Source organism: Halobaculum sp. CBA1158 (assembly GCF_021431925.1).
GTDB lineage: Archaea > Halobacteriota > Halobacteria > Halobacteriales > Haloferacaceae > Halobaculum.
Genome location: NZ_CP090371.1, coordinates 2730641 through 2749213, shown reverse-complemented (window position 1 = coordinate 2749213; position 18573 = coordinate 2730641). Strand labels below are relative to the sequence as shown.

The 18573-nt window shown below is 72.1% G+C and carries 13 protein-coding genes; 6 read left to right on the top strand and 7 right to left on the bottom strand.

From position 1 onward, the window contains the following. Positions 1-15: 15 nt before the first annotated feature. The 3 genes from Hbl1158_RS14330 to Hbl1158_RS14320 all read right to left on the bottom strand — a co-directional run bounded on the left by Hbl1158_RS14330 (position 16) and on the right by Hbl1158_RS14320 (position 2696). Entirely contained in the window at positions 16-351 is a 336-nt protein-coding gene (locus Hbl1158_RS14330; protein WP_234297929.1) for a hypothetical protein, read from the bottom strand. Next, on the bottom strand, positions 348-668 hold the full coding sequence (locus tag Hbl1158_RS14325) for a helix-turn-helix domain-containing protein (RefSeq protein ID WP_234297928.1): 321 nt from the start codon (positions 666-668) through the stop codon (positions 348-350). Before Hbl1158_RS14325 ends, Hbl1158_RS14330 begins: the two co-directional genes overlap by 4 nt. A 651-nt stretch (positions 669-1319) precedes the next feature. Next, on the bottom strand, positions 1320-2696 hold the full coding sequence (locus tag Hbl1158_RS14320; protein ID WP_234297927.1) for an ATP-binding protein: 1377 nt from the start codon (positions 2694-2696) through the stop codon (positions 1320-1322). A 253-nt stretch (positions 2697-2949) separates the two neighbouring features. Between Hbl1158_RS14320 and Hbl1158_RS14315 the strand changes: the two genes are divergently transcribed. Further along, a complete protein-coding gene (locus Hbl1158_RS14315) occupies positions 2950-4083 on the top strand; it encodes a thiolase family protein (RefSeq protein ID WP_234297926.1) in 1134 nt (377 codons plus the stop codon). Positions 4084-4600: 517 nt separating this feature from the next. Beyond that, on the top strand, positions 4601-5980 hold the full coding sequence (gene serS / locus Hbl1158_RS14310) for a serine--tRNA ligase (protein WP_234297925.1): 1380 nt from the start codon (positions 4601-4603) through the stop codon (positions 5978-5980). 39 nt (positions 5981-6019) lie between these two features. Here serS and Hbl1158_RS14305 read toward each other — a convergent pair whose 3' ends face one another. After that, positions 6020-6265: a hypothetical protein gene (locus tag Hbl1158_RS14305; protein WP_234297924.1), complete on the bottom strand. Its 246-nt coding sequence runs from the start codon at positions 6263-6265 to the stop codon at positions 6020-6022. Between the two features lie 127 nt (positions 6266-6392). Here Hbl1158_RS14305 and Hbl1158_RS14300 point away from each other — a divergent pair, with 127 nt between their 5' ends. Next, a complete protein-coding gene (locus tag Hbl1158_RS14300) occupies positions 6393-6659 on the top strand; it encodes a hypothetical protein (protein WP_234297923.1) in 267 nt (88 codons plus the stop codon). A 34-nt stretch (positions 6660-6693) separates the two neighbouring features. On the opposite strand, the gene Hbl1158_RS14295 is transcribed toward Hbl1158_RS14300, so the two are convergent. The 3 genes from Hbl1158_RS14295 to Hbl1158_RS14285 form a co-directional block, all read right to left on the bottom strand. Continuing rightward, positions 6694-8523: an ATP-binding protein gene (locus Hbl1158_RS14295; RefSeq protein WP_234297922.1), complete on the bottom strand. Its 1830-nt coding sequence runs from the start codon at positions 8521-8523 to the stop codon at positions 6694-6696. Further along, positions 8520-11318 (bottom strand): DNA mismatch repair protein MutS, encoded by a 2799-nt coding sequence (gene mutS, locus Hbl1158_RS14290; protein WP_234297921.1) that lies wholly within the window; start codon positions 11316-11318, stop codon positions 8520-8522. Before mutS ends, Hbl1158_RS14295 begins: the two co-directional genes overlap by 4 nt. A gap of 80 nt (positions 11319-11398) precedes the next feature. Next, positions 11399-13645: a hypothetical protein gene (locus Hbl1158_RS14285; RefSeq protein ID WP_234297920.1), complete on the bottom strand. Its 2247-nt coding sequence runs from the start codon at positions 13643-13645 to the stop codon at positions 11399-11401. A 342-nt stretch (positions 13646-13987) separates the two neighbouring features. Between Hbl1158_RS14285 and Hbl1158_RS14280 the strand changes: the two genes are divergently transcribed. Genes Hbl1158_RS14280 through Hbl1158_RS14270 form a run of 3 tightly spaced genes read left to right on the top strand, consistent with a single transcriptional unit; the run spans position 13988 to position 18488 of the window. Next, positions 13988-14989: an AAA family ATPase gene (locus Hbl1158_RS14280; RefSeq protein WP_234297919.1), complete on the top strand. Its 1002-nt coding sequence runs from the start codon at positions 13988-13990 to the stop codon at positions 14987-14989. 2 nt (positions 14990-14991) lie between these two features. After that, positions 14992-16122, top strand: a complete 1131-nt coding sequence (locus Hbl1158_RS14275; RefSeq protein ID WP_234297918.1) for a DUF58 domain-containing protein — start codon at positions 14992-14994, stop codon at positions 16120-16122. After that, the gene (locus Hbl1158_RS14270) at positions 16119-18488 is read left to right on the top strand and encodes a transglutaminaseTgpA domain-containing protein (RefSeq protein WP_234297917.1); all 2370 of its coding nucleotides are present in this window, start codon (positions 16119-16121) and stop codon (positions 18486-18488) included. The genes Hbl1158_RS14275 and Hbl1158_RS14270 overlap by 4 nt, the downstream gene beginning before the upstream one ends. Positions 18489-18573 lie beyond the last annotated feature (85 nt).

Sequence of the window (18573 nt, the reverse complement as noted above, 5' to 3'; positions counted from 1 at the left end):
CACCCGAATGCAGGGCTACCGAACGCCGATGTAGCCGGCGACCTCTCGGGTGATCTTCTCGGTCGTCGCCTCGATGAGACGCCCCTCTACGTGATCCATGTCGGCGTGTCGAACCGTGACGACTGTCCACGGGTTCACGTAGCTCTCTCGGGGCAGGCCGCCCGAAACGAAGTCGTCGTCGGTGAGTGGGATGGCGACTGCGCGTCGCGTCGTCGTGCTTGCCGCGTAGAGCGCTTCCTCGTCGTGGAACGGGTGTGAGTCATCGTTCAAACAGACGTACGGGCGGTACTCGTGGCCCACGAGGAGATCGGGGCCTTTCACGACCGCACCTCGCTCGTAGCCCTCGCTCATTCCTCATCCCCGTAGTAGTCGTCCGTCGTCGAGGCAGAGCTGGCGTTCACCTGCGCCGCGTACGATGCGAGGCGGTCATCCGCTGCGATGGCCCAGTACCGCCCGCGGTGGCGGACGAGGCCGCGGTCCTCCAAGCGCGACAGCGCAGCTCCAACGCTCCCGCGCTTGATGTCTGTCGCTTCGTGAATTTCCGTCTGCGTGAACGCCTGTTCGCTGTTCTCGGCGAGGAATTGGATGATACGATACGGTTGCGTCCCCTCCTGGAGGTCGAGAATATCCGCGGGCCCCTCGTCGAAGTGGTCGATGCTAATTGGCATGTGTAATAGAATGTAACGATCTGTAATAAGTCTGAGGGAGCCACTCGCGAGAGGGAACCGTCGACAACGTCCGACGGATCCTCATCGAACTCACCGTGGGCCAATGCGTTTCGGAGCGTTCGGAACTCCTCGCTTCCCCGGATGGTGACCCCCGAGAGGACGATCCCGGTTGATCTCGACGTGTTTGGCACCGGCCTCGGACCGAATACCGACGAGATCGGCTGCGGCGAGTATCCGAACCGTTCGTCGGACCGTCGCCTCCGAAACGTCGATGCGTTCGGCGAGTTCCCGCCGTGAGAACCGTTCGAATCGGTGGCGGCTGATACTGTCGGAGGTAAGCATTTCAAGAATTTCGCCACACCGGGGGTGGCGAATATTTTCACGAAGTTACGTCCGACAGTATGAGGAACAACAGGATCTCTTCCGTCGCCGAGGAGGCGTACGGGCCGCGGCACCGGACGGAACTGAAACACGGATCCTCGTTCCGTTTTCCTCGTCCACATTCGTATTCTGGCTTATGCCTCATATTCCGACGGCATCATACGTATACCTCATATTGAGAAGCCCGCTGGGACATAAACCGGCTATCGTCAGTCCGCGCTATCCGAAACGGATCTCGAGTAGAGTAGTGAAATAGCGTGTCGTTCGGCCTCAGTCGTCGTGACTGTGATCGTGGTCGTGGTCGTGACCGTCCCCGCCGTCGCCGACGACCTCCGCGCCCTCGCCGTCGATCATGTTCATATTCTTGAGGTTATCGCGCTCCTCGAAGTCCTGGACGGCGTCCATGATGTCCTCCTGGGTGATCTCCATGCGGTCGTCGGTGAGCGCCTCCAAGACGGCCTCCCGGAGCACGAGCCGGAGGTCGCTCCCGGTGAGCCCCTCGGTGCGGTCGGCGACCTCGTCGGGGTCGAACTTGGCGATCTCCATCTCGCGGGTGATGACCCGGAGGATGTCCGAGCGCATCTGCCGGTCGGGCTTGGGGAAGTTGACGATCTCGTCGAAGCGCCGCCAGGCGGCGGCGTCGAGCTGGTCGGGGTGGTTCGTCGCCGAGATGAGAAGCACCTCGTCGCGGACCAGCGACACCTCGTCGATGCTCTTGAGCAGGGTGTTGACCGCGCGCTTGAGTGCGGCGTGCTCGTCGGACTTGCGGGTCTTGGCGACGGAGTCGAACTCGTCGATGAAGAGGATGCACGGCGCGAGCCGCTTCGCGACCTCGAACGTCTTCTCGACGTTCTTGGCGGTCTCGCCGAGGTACTGGCTGGTCACCATCGAGAGCTTCACCTCGACGAACGGGAGGCCGAGTTCGTGGGCGAGCGCGCGGGCGGCGGTCGTCTTGCCGGTGCCGGGCGGCCCCACGAACAGGAGCTTGCCGATCTCGCGCAGGCCGATGTCGGCGAGGTACTGGCGGTGCTCGATCGCCTTCATCAGCTTGCGGATCTCGCCCTCCTGGTCGGTCGTGAGCACGAGGTCCTTCAGCGTCATCTCGATCTCCTCGGGTGCCTTCACCGTGACGAGATCGAGCATCTCGGCGTCCTCCTCCTCGTCGAAGTACTCGCCCAGCAGCGCGTCGATCCACACCCGGTCGGCGCGCACGGGGCGGTTCTCGTCGCGGGCCTCGGCGTGGTCGACGGAGAACTCGGCGTCGTGCTCGACGTCCGGGTCGTCGGCGATCGCCGCGAGCACGGGGTTGCTCAGGAGGTCGTCGTCGTCGACGCGGTCCAGCAGCCACTCGACGGCCATCTCGGGCTGCGACAGCGACACCTCCCCGGAGAAGTCCTTCCGCTGGGTGAACAGGAGATCGGAGATCGCCTCCCACGGGCGCTCGACGCCGGTGGCGGTCTTCGCAGTCGACTCGGTCACGTGAAGCGGGCGCTCCACGCCGCCCGGTCCGTCCTCCTCCTCGGGCGATTCGCTCCAGAAGACCTGGCGGTACCGCGGCGGTAGGTCGTCGGCGTCGAGGTCGCGGTCCTCGTTGTAGCGGTGGACGGTCACGAGAAGTTCGACCACGTCCTCTGCCGGGTCACTCATCCCCCAGGACTTGCCGCCGGAGGCTGTTAAGCGCGTCGAAGCGCCGGAAACCGGCGTGTGAGGCGATCGCACGCGCCGGCTTCCGAGAGTGCCGGAATGCGACGGCTGACGATCCGGTGACGGTCGGTGTGACGCCCGCAGAGGAAACGACGGTCGGTGCGACGCCCGCGCAGGCGACGGTCGGCGCTGCAACGCGGCGAAACGGATCCGGGGTTCTCCCGGATTTATCAGGATCGACCGCGCAGTATCGGCCATGGCAACACCCGTCATCGCGGCCGCGTATCGCACCCCGTTCGGCAGGCAGGACGGCGTCTTCGCGGACACGCGAAGCGAGGACCTCTCCGTGGCGCTCATCGACCACATCTTCGCGGAGCACGACCTGGACGCCGACGACGTGGACGACCTCATGTGGGGGGTCGCCCAGCAGCGCGGCGAGCAGGACAACAACGTCGCCCGCGTCATCGCGCTGCTGTCGGAACTGGGCGAGGGGACGCCCGCGACGAGCATCAACCGCTGGTGCGCCTCCTCGATGCAGGCGATCATCTCCGCCGGCGACGCGGTCGCCGCCGGGAACCGCGAGTGCATCGTCGCCGGCGGCGTCGAGAGCATGAGTCGGGTGCCGATGGACGGCGACTCCTACCAGCACCTCCACCCCGAACTGTCGGAGATGTATAACGTCTTCCAGCTTCAGATGGGGATGACCGCCGAGAAGGTCGCCGAGGAGTACGAGGTCTCCCGCGAGGCCCAAGACGAGTTCGCCGTCCGGTCGCACCACCGCGCCGCCGAGGCGACGGAGTCGGGCCGCTTCGACGACGAGATCGTTCCGATCGAAACCGACGACGGCGTCGTCACCGAGGACGAGGGCATCCGCCCGGACACGGACATGGAGACGCTCGGCGGGCTCTCGCCGGCGTTCACCGGCGACGGCTCCGTGACGGCGGGGAACTCCTCGCAGATCACCGACGGCGCGGCGGCGACGCTCGTGTGCTCGAGGGAGTTCGCCGACGAGCACGGACTCGACGTGCTCGCGGAGGTCGGCACGAACAACGTCGCGGGCGTCGACCCGACGGTGATGGGCATCGGCCCGGTCCCCGCGACGCGAGGGCTGTTGGAGCGCGCGGGCCGCGACATCGACGACTACGACCTCGTGGAGGTGAACGAGGCGTTCGCCTCCCAGTGTGAGTACGCCCGTCGGGAACTGGGGATCGACGAGGACATCTACAACGTCAACGGCGGCGCGATCGCCCTTGGACACCCGCTGGGGGCCTCGGGCGCGCGGCTGCCGGTGACGCTCATCCACGAGATGATCAAGCGCGACGCGGACCGCGGACTGGCGTCGCTGTGCGTCGGCTTCGGGCAGGGCGCGGCGATCGAATTCAGTCGATAAGTCGCGGTTCGGATCGGCCGGTTTCGTCCGCCGGGGTGGGTACGAGCAGCCGTCGGAGTCGGACGACACCGCGGAGACACGGTTCCCGAAAGGCCCCTTTCAGTCCCACCCGCGACCTCACCCTCCCCAGCCGCCTGCGGTGCTCGCTCGGCCTCCGGCCTCGCTGTGCTCCTCGCCCCTCGCGCGGTCGGCGGGCACGGAGGCCCGCCGACGCGCGCCACCGCGGCCGCGGTTCGTGCGCACCGTTCGAGAGGCATCAACGTCCGGCCTGCTCGAACCACGGGTGGGACTGAAAGGGGCCGGGCGTCTCGTGAGGCGAGACGAAGCAAGCACCGCAGGCCGAAGGCCAAGGAGCGCAGCGAGTCGCAGCCCACGAGACGCCCGGGGGCTTTCGGAAACTGTACCCTCACCGCAACTGGATCTGTGGATCAGTCGTCGTCGCTTCCGGAAACCACGACAGCCAATCGATCACACAGACCCGACACGGTTTAGGCGCGACCACCGGAATCCCCACCAAATGATTTCGAGGCAGTTCCTCCGCGAGCACCCCGAGGCGGTCCGCGAGGGCATCGAGAACAAGGGGGTCGACGTGGACCTCGACCGGATCCTCGAACTCGACGAGGAGTGGCGCGACCTGAAGGGTCGCGGCGACACGCTCCGACACGAGCGCAACGAGGTCTCGTCGAAGATCGGCCAGCTCAAACAGGAGGGCAAGGAGGAGGAAGCTCAAGAGGCGATCGACAGGAGCCAGGACCTCAAGTCGGAGCTCCAAGAGATCGAAGAGCGCGCCGACGAACTGGAGGAGGAGCTCCACGAGGCGATGCTCCACCTGCCGCAGATCCCCGACGACGACGTGCCCGTCGGCGAGGACGAGTCGGAGAACGTCGAACGGCGGCGCGAGGGGTTCGACGACCTCCGGAGTCTCCCGCCGGAGGTGACCCCGCACTACGACCTCGGCGAGGATCTGGACATCCTCGACTTCGACCGCGGCGCGAAGGTGTCGGGCGGGGGCTTCTACTTCGCGAAGGGCGAGGGCGCGATGCTGGAGCACGCGCTCATCCAGTTCTTCCTGGAGGTCCACCGCGAGCAGGGGTACACCGACGTGTTCCCGCCGATCCCGGTGAACTCGCGCTCGATGGAGGGGACCGGTCAGTTCCCGAAGTTCGTCGAGGACGCCTACCGCGTCGGCGACGAGAACGCCGACGAGATCGACGACGACGACCTCTGGCTCCTCCCGACGGCCGAAGTTCCCGTGACGAACATGTACCGCGACGAGATCCTGCTGGACGACGACCTCCCGGTCAAACACCAGGCGTACTCGCCGAACTTCCGCCGCGAGGCGGGCGAACACGGCACAGAGACGCGCGGGATCGTCCGCGTCCACCAGTTCAACAAGGTGGAGCTGGTGAACTTCGTGCGCCCCGAGAACAGCGACGAGCGCTTCGACCGCCTCGTCGAGGAGGCCGAGGAGGTCCTGAAGCGCCTCGATCTCCCGTACCGCATCTTGGAGATGTGCACGGGGGACCTCGGCTTCACGCAGGCGAAGAAGTACGACATCGAGGTGTGGGCCCCCGGCGACGACATGGACGACGGCCCCGACCAGGGCGGTCGCTGGCTCGAGGTCTCGTCGGTGTCGAACTTCCGCGACTTCCAGGCCCGCCGTGCAGGCCTGCGATTCCGCCCCGAACGCCACGAGTCGGCCGAGTACCTCCACACCCTCAACGGCTCGGGCGTGGCCGTCCCGCGCGTCGTCGTCGCCATCCTGGAGTACTACCAGAACGACGACGGCACGGTCGACGTGCCAGCGCCCCTGCAGCCGTACATGGGCGGTCGCGAGGTCATCGAGGGGAGCGAAAAGCTCGGCGAGAGCGCGGTCGGCGCGGGCGAGAAGGACTGAACGACGGAGTCGAACTGTCGGGAGGCGGTCGCGCTCCGGTCAGCGCGAGCGCTGCGCGCGGTCGTAGCGCGACTCGCTTGCGGGGTCGCCGATACCGAACTCGTAGCCGAGCGCCCCGAGCGCGAGGTAGCCGAGGACGAGCGACGCCCCGCCGACGAACAGCGCGCCGAACAGGAACGAGACGAACGACAGCGGGTCCCGAAGCGCCACGTCCGTCACGAAGATGACGACGAGGTCGAGGACGCTGGTGACCAGCCTGACGACGAAGTCGGTGACGGTAACCATACGCACACCTCGTCGCCGCGGGGACTTGAGCGTTGATGTGTCGGCCGGGACGGCGACGGCCGACCGGTCGGCCCGATCGGCGGCCGCCCTCGCCGGAGTTATGTCCGCGCCGCCGCTTCCTCGGGGTGTGCCCGAGGACCGCTCGCTCGACGAGTTCGCGGCCGAGACCGCCGACGGCGACGACGTTGGACGCGGCGACGACGCTGGACGCGGCGACGACGGTTCGGACGCCCACGGCGACTCGGACGCTCCCGTCGTCGACGACGCCGATCCCGTCTCTCCGACGCTCGACGTCTCGCCCGACGGAGTCGCCTGCGCGGCTTGCGGGACAACGGTGACGCGGCGCTGGCGCGACGACGGCGATTACGTCTGTGCCGACTGCAAGTCGTGGTGAGCCACCGACGCCCCGGCGACGATCGACCGTCGGGTCACTCCCGCTCGAACCCGGTCGCGAGGGTCGACTCCCCCAGCGACAGGACGGTCGGTCGCCCGTGCGGACAGGCGTACGGGCGCTCGCACTCGCCGAGGCGCTCGACCAGTCCGGCGGCCGTCTCGCGGTCGAGGTCGTCGCCCGCCTTCAGCGACGGGTGACACGCGAGGTCCGCCAGCAGCTCCTCGCGGACGGCCGACGCGCCGCCCGTGCCGTTCGTTCCGCCCGAAGCGTTCGCGCCGCCCGCGCCGCTCGCTGATCCCGAGCCGCCGGCGTCGCGAAGCGCCTCCGCGACCTCCCGGAGCGCCTCGGCGTCGGCGACCCGTCCCAGCGGCGCGGGCACCGCCCGCACCCGGTAGGTGGTGCCGCCGAACGGCTCGACCGCGAAGCCGAGGCGCTCGACCGCCTCGCGGTGCGTCTCGACGGCGGCGGCCGTCGGCGGGTCGAGCGTCACCGTCGCCGCGGGGCTCAGCTCCGCCGACGGCACCGACTCGTCGGCCAGCGCCGCCCGGAGTCGCTCGAAGTTGATCCGCTCGTGGGCCGCGTGCTGGTCGACGACGAGCAGGCCCTCGGGCGACTCGCAGACGACGTACAGGTCGCGTGCCACACCGAGGACGGTCGCGTCCGCGAACGCCGAGTCGGCCCCCTCGACGGGCGCGAGCGACGACTCGAGGTCCATCGCCACCTCGCCGCTGCGCCGGAGGTCGGCGGTCGTCAGCGCCTCGCGAACGCCCGACTCGACCGCCTCGGCGACCCGGTCGCCGCCGCGGATCGCGACGCGCTCTTTCGCCGGGTGGATGTTCGCGTCGACCGCCCACGCCGGGAGGTCGATCCGGACCGCGGCCACAGGCTCGCGGTCGCTCGGCAGGAGGCTCCCGTACCCCCGCGAGACCGCTCGGCGGAGGCCGTCGTCGCGGACGGGCCGACCGTTCACGGCGACGTGGACGTGGTCACGGCTCGCGCGCGTCGTCGAGGGGTAACAGAGCCGACCCTCGACGGTCAGATCCGCCGCGCGCCCCGCGAGGTCGACGCCGACGCGGTGGGTGAGCGCCGTCGACTCGCCGGCCGTCTCGCGCCCGTACAGCGCGACGAGCGCGTCCCGCGTCCCCATCCCCGTCGTCGAGACCGTCTCGCGGCCGTCGTGCGTGAGCGAGAACGACACCTCGGGACGGGCCAGCGCGTACGCCGTGGTGAGCGCCGAGATCCGACCGAACTCCCGCGCCGGCGACGCCAGCGACTCCCGGCGGGCGGGCCGGTCGGCGAAGAGGTCCGTGACGACGACGGTCGTCCCCCGGGCGCGCCCGGCGTCATCGACGGTCTTGGCCGCCTCGCGGTCGCCGTCGCCGGTGTGATCGTCGTCGCCGGTGTGACCGCCGTCCCGGTCGTCGTGCATCGCGGTCCCGCCCGGCGCGCGGTCGACGACGACGCGGGTCCCCGGGTCGGCGTCGCCGTCGTCGCCGTCGCCGTCTCCGCCCCCGTCACCGTCGTTCGTCACCAGTTCCAGGCGACCGGCGTCGGCAATGGCCGCGAGCGCCTCCCCGCGGAAGCCGAGCGTTCGAGCGCTCTCGAGGTCGTCGGCCCCGCGGATCTTGCTGGTCGTGTGGGGATCGACCGCGCGGACGGCGTCCGCCCGGTCCATGCCGCGGCCGTCGTCGGCGACCCGGATCCGCTCTGTGCCGTCGCCGTCGACGGTCACGTCGACGCGGTCGGCACCGGCGTCGAGGGCGTTCTCGACGAGCTCCGCGACGACGCGGGCGGGCCGGGTGATCACCTCGCCGGCGGCGATCCGTTCGACGGTCGCCGTCGACAGCTCGCGGACCTCGCTCACGGCTCCTCACCGCCCGGGGATCCCTCCTCGACGGCCTCGGCCCGTCGCTGGAGGTCGTGCAGTCGGTTCAACGCCTCCAACGGCGTCGTCTCCGCCAGCGAAAGGTCGCGTAACTCGGCGAGGACGGCCGCGACCGCCTCCTCCGGTTCCGGACCGGGCGTCGCCTGCGACGGGTCGGGGCTGGCCTCCCGTCGATCGCGACCCGCCGCCGACGGCTCGCTGTGGCCGTTTTCCGCGACTTCCTCGAGGGTTCGCTGGGGGATCGCTTCGGTCGTGTCGCCGTCGTCGTCGCCGTCGTCGTCCCCGTCCCTGCCGCCGGCGTCGTCGGCCGAGCGGTCCCCGTCGCGCTCGGCGGCGACGAGGTCGTGCGCGCGAGCGACGACGGACTCGGGGACGCCCGCGAGGTCGGCGACCTCGACGCCGTACGACGAGGAGGCGGCCCCCTCACGGACCCGGTGGAGGAACGTCACGTCCCCCTCGCGTTCGGTCGCCGCGAAGTGGCGGTTCACGACGCGGTCGTACTCGTCGGCGAGGTCGGTGAGTTCGTGGTAGTGGGTCGCAAAGAGCGTGGTCGCGCCGACCTCGTCGTGGAGGAACTCGACGGCCGCGCGGGCGATGGCGCGACCGTCCGTGGTCGCGGTCCCCCGGCCGACCTCGTCGAGCAGGACCAGCGAGTCGCCGGTCGCGTCGTGGAGCACGTCGGTCAGCTCGCGCATCTCGCGCATGAACGTCGACTCGCCGCCGGCGATGTCGTCGCTCGCGCCGACCCGGGTGAACACCCGGTCGACGACGGGCAGGCGGGCCGAGTCGGCGGGGACGAACGAGCCGGCCTGCGCGAGCACGACGCACAGCGCGACCTGTCGCATGTACGTCGACTTCCCGCTCATGTTCGGCCCCGTGATCACCGCGACCGTCCCGCGCGGGAGGGCGGCGTCGTTGGGGACGAACTCCGACTCGGTCTCCTCGACCACCGGGTGCCGGGAACGCTTCAGGTGGAGGTCGTCGCTGTCGCGGTCGCGGCCACCGTCGCGGTCGACCATCTCCGGGCGGACGTAGTCGCGTTCGACGGCGACGGTCGCCAGGGCCGCCAGCGCGTCGACGCGGGCGATCGCCCCCGCGAGTTCGCCGATCCGGTCGGACTCGTCGGCGACCTCGTCCCTGAGCCCGGCGAACAGCTCGTACTCCAGCGCGTCGGCGCGCTCGTCGGCTCCGAGGATCTCGTCCTCGCGGCGCTTCAGCTCCGGCGTGTAGAAGCGCTCGCTGTTCTTCAGCGTCTGTCGCCGGGTGTAGTCGTCGGGCACCTTCTCGAGTTGCCCGTTCGTCACCTCGATGTAGTAGCCGTGGACCTGAGTGTACCCCACCTCCAGATTCTCGATGCCGGTGCGCTCGCGCTCGCGCGCCTCCAGCTCGGCGATCCACTCGCGCCCCTCGCGGGCGGTCGATCGGACCTCGTCGAGGTCGGCGTCGTAGCCCGCGCGGATCACGCCGCCGTCGGTGATCTCCTGGGGCGGGTCCGGGACGACGGCCTCGTCGATCCGCTCGCGCACGTCGTCGAGGGGGTCCAGCGCTCCTCGGAGGTCCGCCAGGGCGTCGATCCCCTCGAGCGCCGCGCGGACCTCGGGCACGGCCGCCAGCGTGTCGTGGAGCGACCGGAGGTCGCGGGCGGTCGCCCGCCCCCGCGAGACCCGGCCGACGAGTCGCTCGAGGTCGTAGGCGGCCGAGAGCGCCTCGCGCACGTCCTCGCGGACGAGCGTGCGCTCGGCGAACGCCGCGACGGCGTCGTGTCGCTCCCGGATCCGGTCGGCGTCGACCAGCGGCCGGCGGAGCCACGCGCGCAGCCGTCGACGGCCGAGGGCGGACCGCGTCTCGTCGATTGTGTCGAACAGCGTCCGGCCGGAGCCGACGGGGTTCTCGAACAGCTCCAGCCCGCGCAGCGCGGTCGCGTCCAGCCGGAGCGAGCGCCGCGGGTCGTACCGCCGGACGCGACGGACGTACTCCAGCGGGCCGTCGTCGCCCTGGGTGTACTCGGCGTACGCGAGCAGCGCGCCGCAGGCGACGCGCTCGGCGGCGGCGAAGCGCTCGGGGTCTGCGTAGGCGGCGAGCGTGTCGGCGGCGGCGTCGGGGGCGAACTCCTCGGGGTCGCGCTCGGTCCGCATGCAGTCGGCGGCGTCGACGACCTCCGATGGCACGGCCGGGCCGACGAGCAGCTCCGCCGGGGCGATCCGCGCGAGCTCCTCGTCGACCGCGGCGGCGTCGCCGGCGGTGACGGCGCACTCGCCGGTGGACACGTCGACGTACGCGACGCCGTACGCCGCGTCGTCGCCGTCGGTCCCGCCTCCGGAGCCGTCCCCCGTGTCGCCCACGGCGGTCGCGACGCAGCCGACGTAGGTGTTCGACCCCTCTGACAGCAGTTCCTCCTCGACGACGGTACCGGGCGTCAGGACCTGCGTGACCGCCCGGTCGACCAGCCCGGACGCCTCCTCGGCGTCCTCGACCTGGTCGGCGACGGCGACCCGGTACTCCGCATCGAGCAGCCGTCGGAGGTACTTCGGGGCGTTGTCGACGGGGACGCCGCAGGCGGTGTAGGTGCCCGTGGAGTCCTCGCGCTCGATCCGGGTGAGCTCACAGACGCGCGCGACCTCGTCGGCGGCCTCGCAGAAGGCCTTGTAGAAGTCGCCGACGCGGAAGAGGACGACGCAGTCGTCGTACCGCTCGGCCACGTCGACGTACTGGGCGAGCATCGGCGTGAGCTCCTCGCGGCGCTCGCGCATCGTCGCCGGCGCTCCCGTGACCATTGCTTGGTCGGATGGGGGGCGGGCGAGCGGCGAAAGCGTTTCGCACCGACGCGGGGTCGACCGGGGCGTCCGTCGACCGCCTACAGCCCGACCGCGTCGTCGTCGCCGTCGGCGTCCCAGTCCCACGCCCCGGCCGTCAGCCGGGCGGACGACCGTTCGATCCCCGGCGCGTCGAGCCCCTCGGCGTACGTGAAGCCGTACGTCGGCGGCTCGTAGTCGTCGGGGTCGACGAACGACTCGTTGCGCCGGAAGCGCCGCGCGACCAGCAGGACGGGCGTCCCGCCGGCCGCCTCGCCCGCCACCTCCCGAAGCGCCTCCAGCCGGAACCACTGAGGCAGGCGCTCGCGGAGCTTCTCGCCGAAGCGGGTGTCGCGGAAGCGCCCGGCGATCCGGACGGCGAGCGTGCCGTTCTCCCCGAGCCAGTCGGCCGCGCGCTCGACGTACAGCGCCGACGTGTCGTAGGTGTAGTGGGCCGTCTCGTAGCCGGCGTACGCGTCCGCGACCGGTCCGGCGGCCACGTCGCGCCGCAGCGTCGCCGGCGGCGATCCGACCACGTAGTCGTAGTCCTCCCGAGCCAGCGCCGCCGGCTCGAACTCGTCGCGGATCAGCGGGTCGGTGCAGTACACCGGCGGCGGATCGAGCGCGACCGCCCCGTCCCGGCGGCGCACATCGCGCCAGTCGTCCAGCAGGGACAGCACCAACCGCGTCTCGGTCACTCGACACGCGAGGGGATCCGCGCTCGCGCCCGTCAGGCGCTCGGCGACGGCTCGAAGCCGCTCTGTCGGCTCCGCGTCGTCGAGCCCCGCGCGGATCCGGTCTGCGGCCGCCAGCAGGTACCGGCCGTCGCCGACGGCCGGGTCCAGCAGATCCGGAGCGTCGTCGCCGCCGGCGACCGCGGGGTCGTACCCCGCCGCATCCAGCGCCGCCGCGGGGAGCGGGTCGGCGTCCGCGGAGCCGGGCGTGCCTCCCGACGCCGGCCTCGCCCAGTCTCCGGGGAGGTCCGCGACCGACAGCAGGCGGTCGTACGCCTCGGCGACGCGGACGGGCGCGGCGTCGAACGAGAAGTGATCGAGGTACCAGACGGTCCGCGAGAGCGCCTCGGCGACCCCGTCGTCGGCCAGCGCCCACCCGGCGAGGTTGGGCGCGCGGCGGTCGATGACCTCGCGGCGACGCTCGCGCGACAGCCGGAACAGGTCGCCGGCGTCGCGGTCGAGGCCGGCCGCCTCGGCGAACGACTCCAGCCGGTCGACGGCGTCGCCGTCGACGGTCTCGGCCAGCACGCCGACCCCCGCCAGCGACCGCGCCAGCAACGCCTCCTCGATCAGTTGGAAGGCGGCGACGCGGGCGAACGCCCGGCGGTTCTCCGAGGGCGTGTATCCGGTTCGCCCCGCCCCGCGAACCCAGGTGCCGTAGGCGGCACGCAGCGCGCGGGCGTCGGCGTGCTCGCGTTCGAGCGCGAGCAGTCGCCGTCGCGCCGGTCCCGCGGCCGTCTCGTCGCCGTCGCCCCGCGAGGCCGCCCTCGCCGCCTCGCGGAGGTCGGCGGCGCGCCCGTCGAACGCGACGGTCTCCCCCGAGAGCGCCGATCCCGCCTCGGCGACGGCGGGCGCGAGCAGGTCGTCGAGGCAGTCCCGGAGCGTCCCGACGAGCGTCTCCAGCCCGCCGTCGTCGGCGATCGAGTGCGACCCCGTCGCGTCGAGGTCGCCGGCGCGGTCGCCCGCCGAAAGCGCCTCTCGCCGAAGCTCTGCGAGCTTCGCGACCGCGAGCTGCCGACCGGGCGGAAGCGTCTGCGAGAGCGGGCCGCGCCGGCCGGCCGCGACGACCGAGTCGACGGGAACGTCCGTGTGTCGGCTCGCGGTCACGCCGGCGACGGTCACGGCGTCGTCGCCCGCGGGTCCGTCCTCGTCGTCGTCGACGCGCTCGAAGGCGAGCAGGCGGTCGAGGCCGGCGGCGACGACGTACCTGACGGACGGCTCCCCCTCCGCGGCGGCGAACGCCGTCTCGACGGCGTCGGCCGCGTCCCCGTCGGGCCCGACGGCCGCCAGCACCGCGGCGACGACGCCGTCGCCGTCGCGCAGGCGGACCACCCGGCCGTCGCGCTCGCGGGCGTGCTCGCCGTAGCCGAGCGCGTCCGCCGCGAGCGTCTCCGACAGCGCCCGCGCGACCGCTTCGGCGTCGCGGTCGCTGTCAGCGTTGCGGACGCGGTCGCTGCCGGCGTCGCGGTCGCCGTCGCGGACGCGGTCGTCGACGCTGGCGGTCGCCCGGTCGAGCGCCTCGACCGCGCGCTCCACGAACCCCTCCCCGTACGCACCGCGTGACCCTCCTGACATCGTTCGATCCCGAACCGGCTTTCCCTCCCCCGCGAACCCACCTAACCCTTTCTCAGTCGGTCGCTTCGCTCGGTCGAGATGGGCGCTTCTCTCGGCGGAGTCGGATGCTCCACCCGAAACCATCGGGTCCGCCCGTGAGCACGGGGGAGCCCTCCCGAGCGCTCCGGAGCCTTCGGACGTGCGGATCCGCGAGCCGACGGGTCTCGTCGGGCCGACCGGCTCGGCGTGCGGCGCGTCCACATGCGGCAGAGTTAGGTCCGTCCGGGCCGTGACCCGGCTTGTGCACGACACCCAGACAGCCCGATACCGGGTGTACTCCCCCGCATTCGGGGTGTGTCGCGCGTGAGCGACGCCGAAGCGGACGCGGACGTCGACGCCGAGGTCGAGCGCGACGGCGACGCCGCGGCGCGCGAACGCTCCCCGCTCCCGGTCTCGGAGGCGTCGGAACTCGTCGACCGCGTCGCCGACAACGTCGGCCGCGTCATCGTCGGCAACAAGACCGCCGTCGAGCACGTCCTCGTCACCGTGCTCGCGCGCGGCCACCTCCTGCTCGAGGACGTGCCGGGCGTCGGCAAGACGATGCTCGCGCGGTCGCTGGCGCGGTCGGTCGACTGCGAGTTCAAGCGCGTCCAGTTCACGCCCGACCTCCTCCCCTCCGACGTGACCGGCATCAACGTCTACAACCAGAAGTCCGGCGAGTTCGAGTTCCAGCCCGGCCCGGTGTTCGCCAACATCGTCCTCGGCGACGAGATCAACCGCGCACCGCCGAAGACGCAGTCGGCGCTGCTCGAGGCGATGGAGGAGCAACAGGTGACCGTCGACGGCGTCACCCGGGAGCTTCCCGACCCCTTCACGGTCATCGCGACCCAGAACGACGTGGAGCCCGGCCGCACCTACGAGCTGCCGATGGCGGAGGTCGACCGGTTCATGAAGAAACTGCGCCTCGGCTACCCCGATCCGGCCGACGAGACGGAGATGCTCGACCGCACAGCGGGCCGCCACCCCATCGAGTCGCTGGACTCGGTCGCGACCACCGACCAACTGCGCCGCGCCCGCGACGCCGTCGGCGAGGTCGAGGTCTCCGAGCCCGTCCGGTCGTACGTCACAGACCTGGCGACGTACACTCGCGAGCACGCCCAGTTGGGCGCGAGCCCCCGCGGCAGCATCGCGCTGGTGCGCGCCTCCCAGGCCCGGGCCGTCATCGACGGCCGCGACTACGTCGTCCCCGACGACGTGCAGACGGAGGTCCGGTCGGTGTTCGCCCACCGCGTCCGGCCCCGGACCGGCGGCGAGTCCGGCCTCGACGTGGTCGAGGACGCCCTCTCCACGGTGACCGTCGAGTAGCCATGCGACTCACCCGACGCGGGAAGGCGGTCGTCGCCTGCGCGGTCGTCGCCGTCGCCTCCGGGCTCGCGTTCGGTCCGCGATCGCTCAACGCCGTCGTCGTCCCGGCGATCGTCGCGCTCTCGGCCGCGTACCTCCAGCTCAGGCGGGCCGCGCCGCCGGTCGCCGTCCGCGACGTTCCCCCCGACGACCACGCCGGACGGACGCACGCGGTCTCGCTGTCGTTCCGCGACCCCGACGCGCCGCCGACCGCCGCGGGCGACGGGATGGACCGCCCGTTCGCGGGCGTCGTCCGCGAGCGGGTCGGCGACGGACTCGACGCCGACCGGCTGGTCTTCGAGACGGTCGTCGGCGCGACGCCCGTCGAGTACGACCTCGGCTACGCCGAGCGGGGCCGCCACCGCCTCGGCCCGGCCGAGGTGACCGCCCGCGACGTGCTCGGCCTCGCCGAGGTCGACCTCTCGACGACCCGCACCGACGAACTGCTGGTGTACCCCGAGGTCCACGCGATCGCCGGGTGGGCCCGTCGCGACCTCCGGGCGCTCCACGAGACGGGCGTCCACGAGGAGCGCCGCGAGTTCGACCGCCTCCGGGAGTACGACCGGGGCGACCCCCTCCGCGACGTGCACTGGAAGTCGACGGCCAAGCGCGACGACCTCATCGTCAAGGAGTTCACCGCGGAGGCGGAGACGGAGGCCGTCTCCGTCTCGGCGGGCGCGGCCGCCGACCCCGGCGCGGCCGACGGCATGGCCGAGGCGACCGCCAGCCTCGCGCTCGCGCTCGTCGCCGACGGCGTCCCCGTCGACGTGCGACTCCCCGACGGGACGCTCACGGTCACCGGCGAGCGCGGCAGTCAGGTCCGCCTGCTCGAGCGACTCGCCGTGATCGGTCCCGGCCGGATCGCCGACGAGGACGCCGACGTGACCGTCTACGGCGAGTCCGACCGCGTGCGCATCACCGTCGCCGGCGACGACCACGACTTCGAGGAGTTCCGCGACGGCCGCCCGGCGACGTACGCGGTCGCTCGAGGCGGCCCCCACGGCGACGGCGTGACCGGCCGAGCGAGGGACGGGTACGGTCCGGACGACCGGGGCGACCGCGGCGGCCGCCGCGACGACGGGGTGGTCGCGTGAGCACCCCCGTCGGCGACCGCTTCGGCGGGATGGGGTCGGGGCGGACCGGGACCGACGACCGCTCCGATTCCGCCGCCGCCGACGGGGAGGCGACCGACGGCCCGGCCGCGGGGAACGACGCCGATTCCTCGCTCGTCGCCGCGCTCCGCCGCCCGGCCGCGCTCGGCGTCGCCCTCGCGGCGGCGTCGTTCCTCGCGGTGTTCTACCACATCGTCGACGTGGTCGGCGGGGCGACGCTGCTGGTCATGGAGGTCGCCGCGGTCGCGGGGGTCGCCGCGTGGCTCGGGGCGTTCCTCCGCGAGCGAACCGCCGTCGGGCTCGCCGCCGTCGGCTTCGCGCTGGCGCTTGCGGGGTACTTCCTGTCGATCCCGCCGTCGACGCGCGCGCTGTTCACGGTCGGCCGGGTCGCCGGCGACCTGCTCGCGCTGCTCACCGGGCTGTCGGTGCTGCGCCTGCTCAACGTCGGCGCGTGGGCGCTGTTTCTCGCGCCGGTGCCGACGTTCCTGACGGCGTACCTGCTGGTCCGCCGGCGCGACGCCGCCGCGGCGACCGTCGCGGCCGCGACGACCGGCTTCTTCCTGCTGACCGGCGACGCGTCGCCCGCGGTCGGCCTCGCGGCCGCCGTCGGCGTGACGCTCGCGGTCGGGTTCTCCGGGCTCGCGGCCGCCGGGCGTCGGGGGGTGCTCGCCAACTGGGACACCCTCGCCGTGATCGTGGCCGCGATGGTCGTGCTCACCTCCGTCGTCACGGTCCTCCCGGGGAGCGCGGCGAACCCGGTGGTCCCGGGCGGCGACTCGCCGTCGGTCGAGGCGAGTCTCGTCTCGAACACCGACTCCGTGGGCGTGCTCGGGAGCATCCGGCTGTCGCCGGAGGTCCGGTTCGTCGTCGAGTCCGAGGACGCCGACTACTGGCGCGTCGGCTCCTACGACCGCTACACCGGCGGACGCTGGGTCAGGACCGGCGACACGCGACCCTACGAGGGCGAGGGATCGCTCGGCGGTCCGCCCGGCGAGACCGATCGGCTCGTCCAGCGGGTGACCGCCCGTAGCCAACTCGACGCGCTGCCGGCCGCCTGGAAGCCCGTCGAGGTGCGCGGCCGGGCCGGTGACACCGCGCAGGTGACCGACCACGACGGCCTCCGGCCGGGAACGGCGCTCCTCGAGAACGACTCCTACACCGTGGTCAGCGAGCGCCCGACGGCCTCCGCCGCCGAGTTGCGCCGCGCGGGCACCGACTACCCGAGCGACGTTCGCTCGCGGTACACGCAACTGCCCGACAGCACCCCGGACCGCGTGGGCGAGCGCACCGCCGAGGTGCTCGACCAGGCGGACGCGTCGAACCCCTACGACGCCGCCGTCGCGATCGAGCGCTACCTCGAACGGACGAAGGAGTACTCGCTCGACGTGCCGAACCCGCAGGGGAACACAGCAGACAGCTTCCTGTTCGAGATGGACGCGGGCTACTGCGTCTACTACGCGACGACCATGGTCGCGATGCTTCGCACGCAGGGCGTCCCCGCCCGGTTCGTCACCGGCTACACCAGCGGGCAGCAGGTCTCGGAGGACGAGTATGTCGTCCGCGGGCTGGACTCGCACGCGTGGGTCGAGGTGTACTTCCCCGACCACGGCTGGGTCCGGTTCGACCCGACGCCGGCGTCGCCCCGGGAGTCCGCAGAGCAGTCGCGCGTCGAGGAGGCCCGCGACGAGGGGGCCGAGAACGTCGACGCCGCCGGCTCCGAGGACGGCACCTACGAGCCGCCCACGGAGACGCCCGACAACGAAACGGCCGCTCCCGGCGACGACCCCGTTCGGGAGTTCACCGCGGTCGACCCCGGCGAGGACCAGTTCGGCAACGCCACTATCGGCGGCGGGATCACAGCCGGCGTCGGCGGGACCGGCGAGGCGACCGCCGGAGCCGCCGGCGACGGGGACGGCGAGGGCGGCGACGGCTGGACGCCGACCGGCGAGGACGCCGCCGTCGGACTCGCCGCGCTCGTGGGAGTCGTCGCCGGCGCGCGCCGGTTCGGCGTGGTCGGCCGTCTCCGGCGGGGCGTCTGGCTCCTCCGACAGTCGCGCGTCGACCCCGCGACCGACGCCGAGCGGGCGTTCCGCCGGCTGGAGTTCCTCGCGGCGGTCGTCCACCGCCCCCGCCGGGCGGGCGAGACGCCCCGGCAGTTCGCGGCGGCGCTGGCGCGCGACCGCTTCGGCGACGCCGCCCGCGAGGTCGCCGACGCCTACGAGCGGGCGCGCTACGCCGGCGAGATCGACGAGGAGGCCGCCGCGGACGCCGTCGACGCCGTCGACGACCTGGTGCGGCGACACGCGCCGGTGCTGCGTCGCCTCGGCGGCGGCGGTGCCGGGTCGTGACCTCGAACGGACGGGATCGCCGGCCCCCGCCCCGCGGTGGTGCATTTCCCGTTCGAACACCCGACAGGATTTAATATAGCGGTCC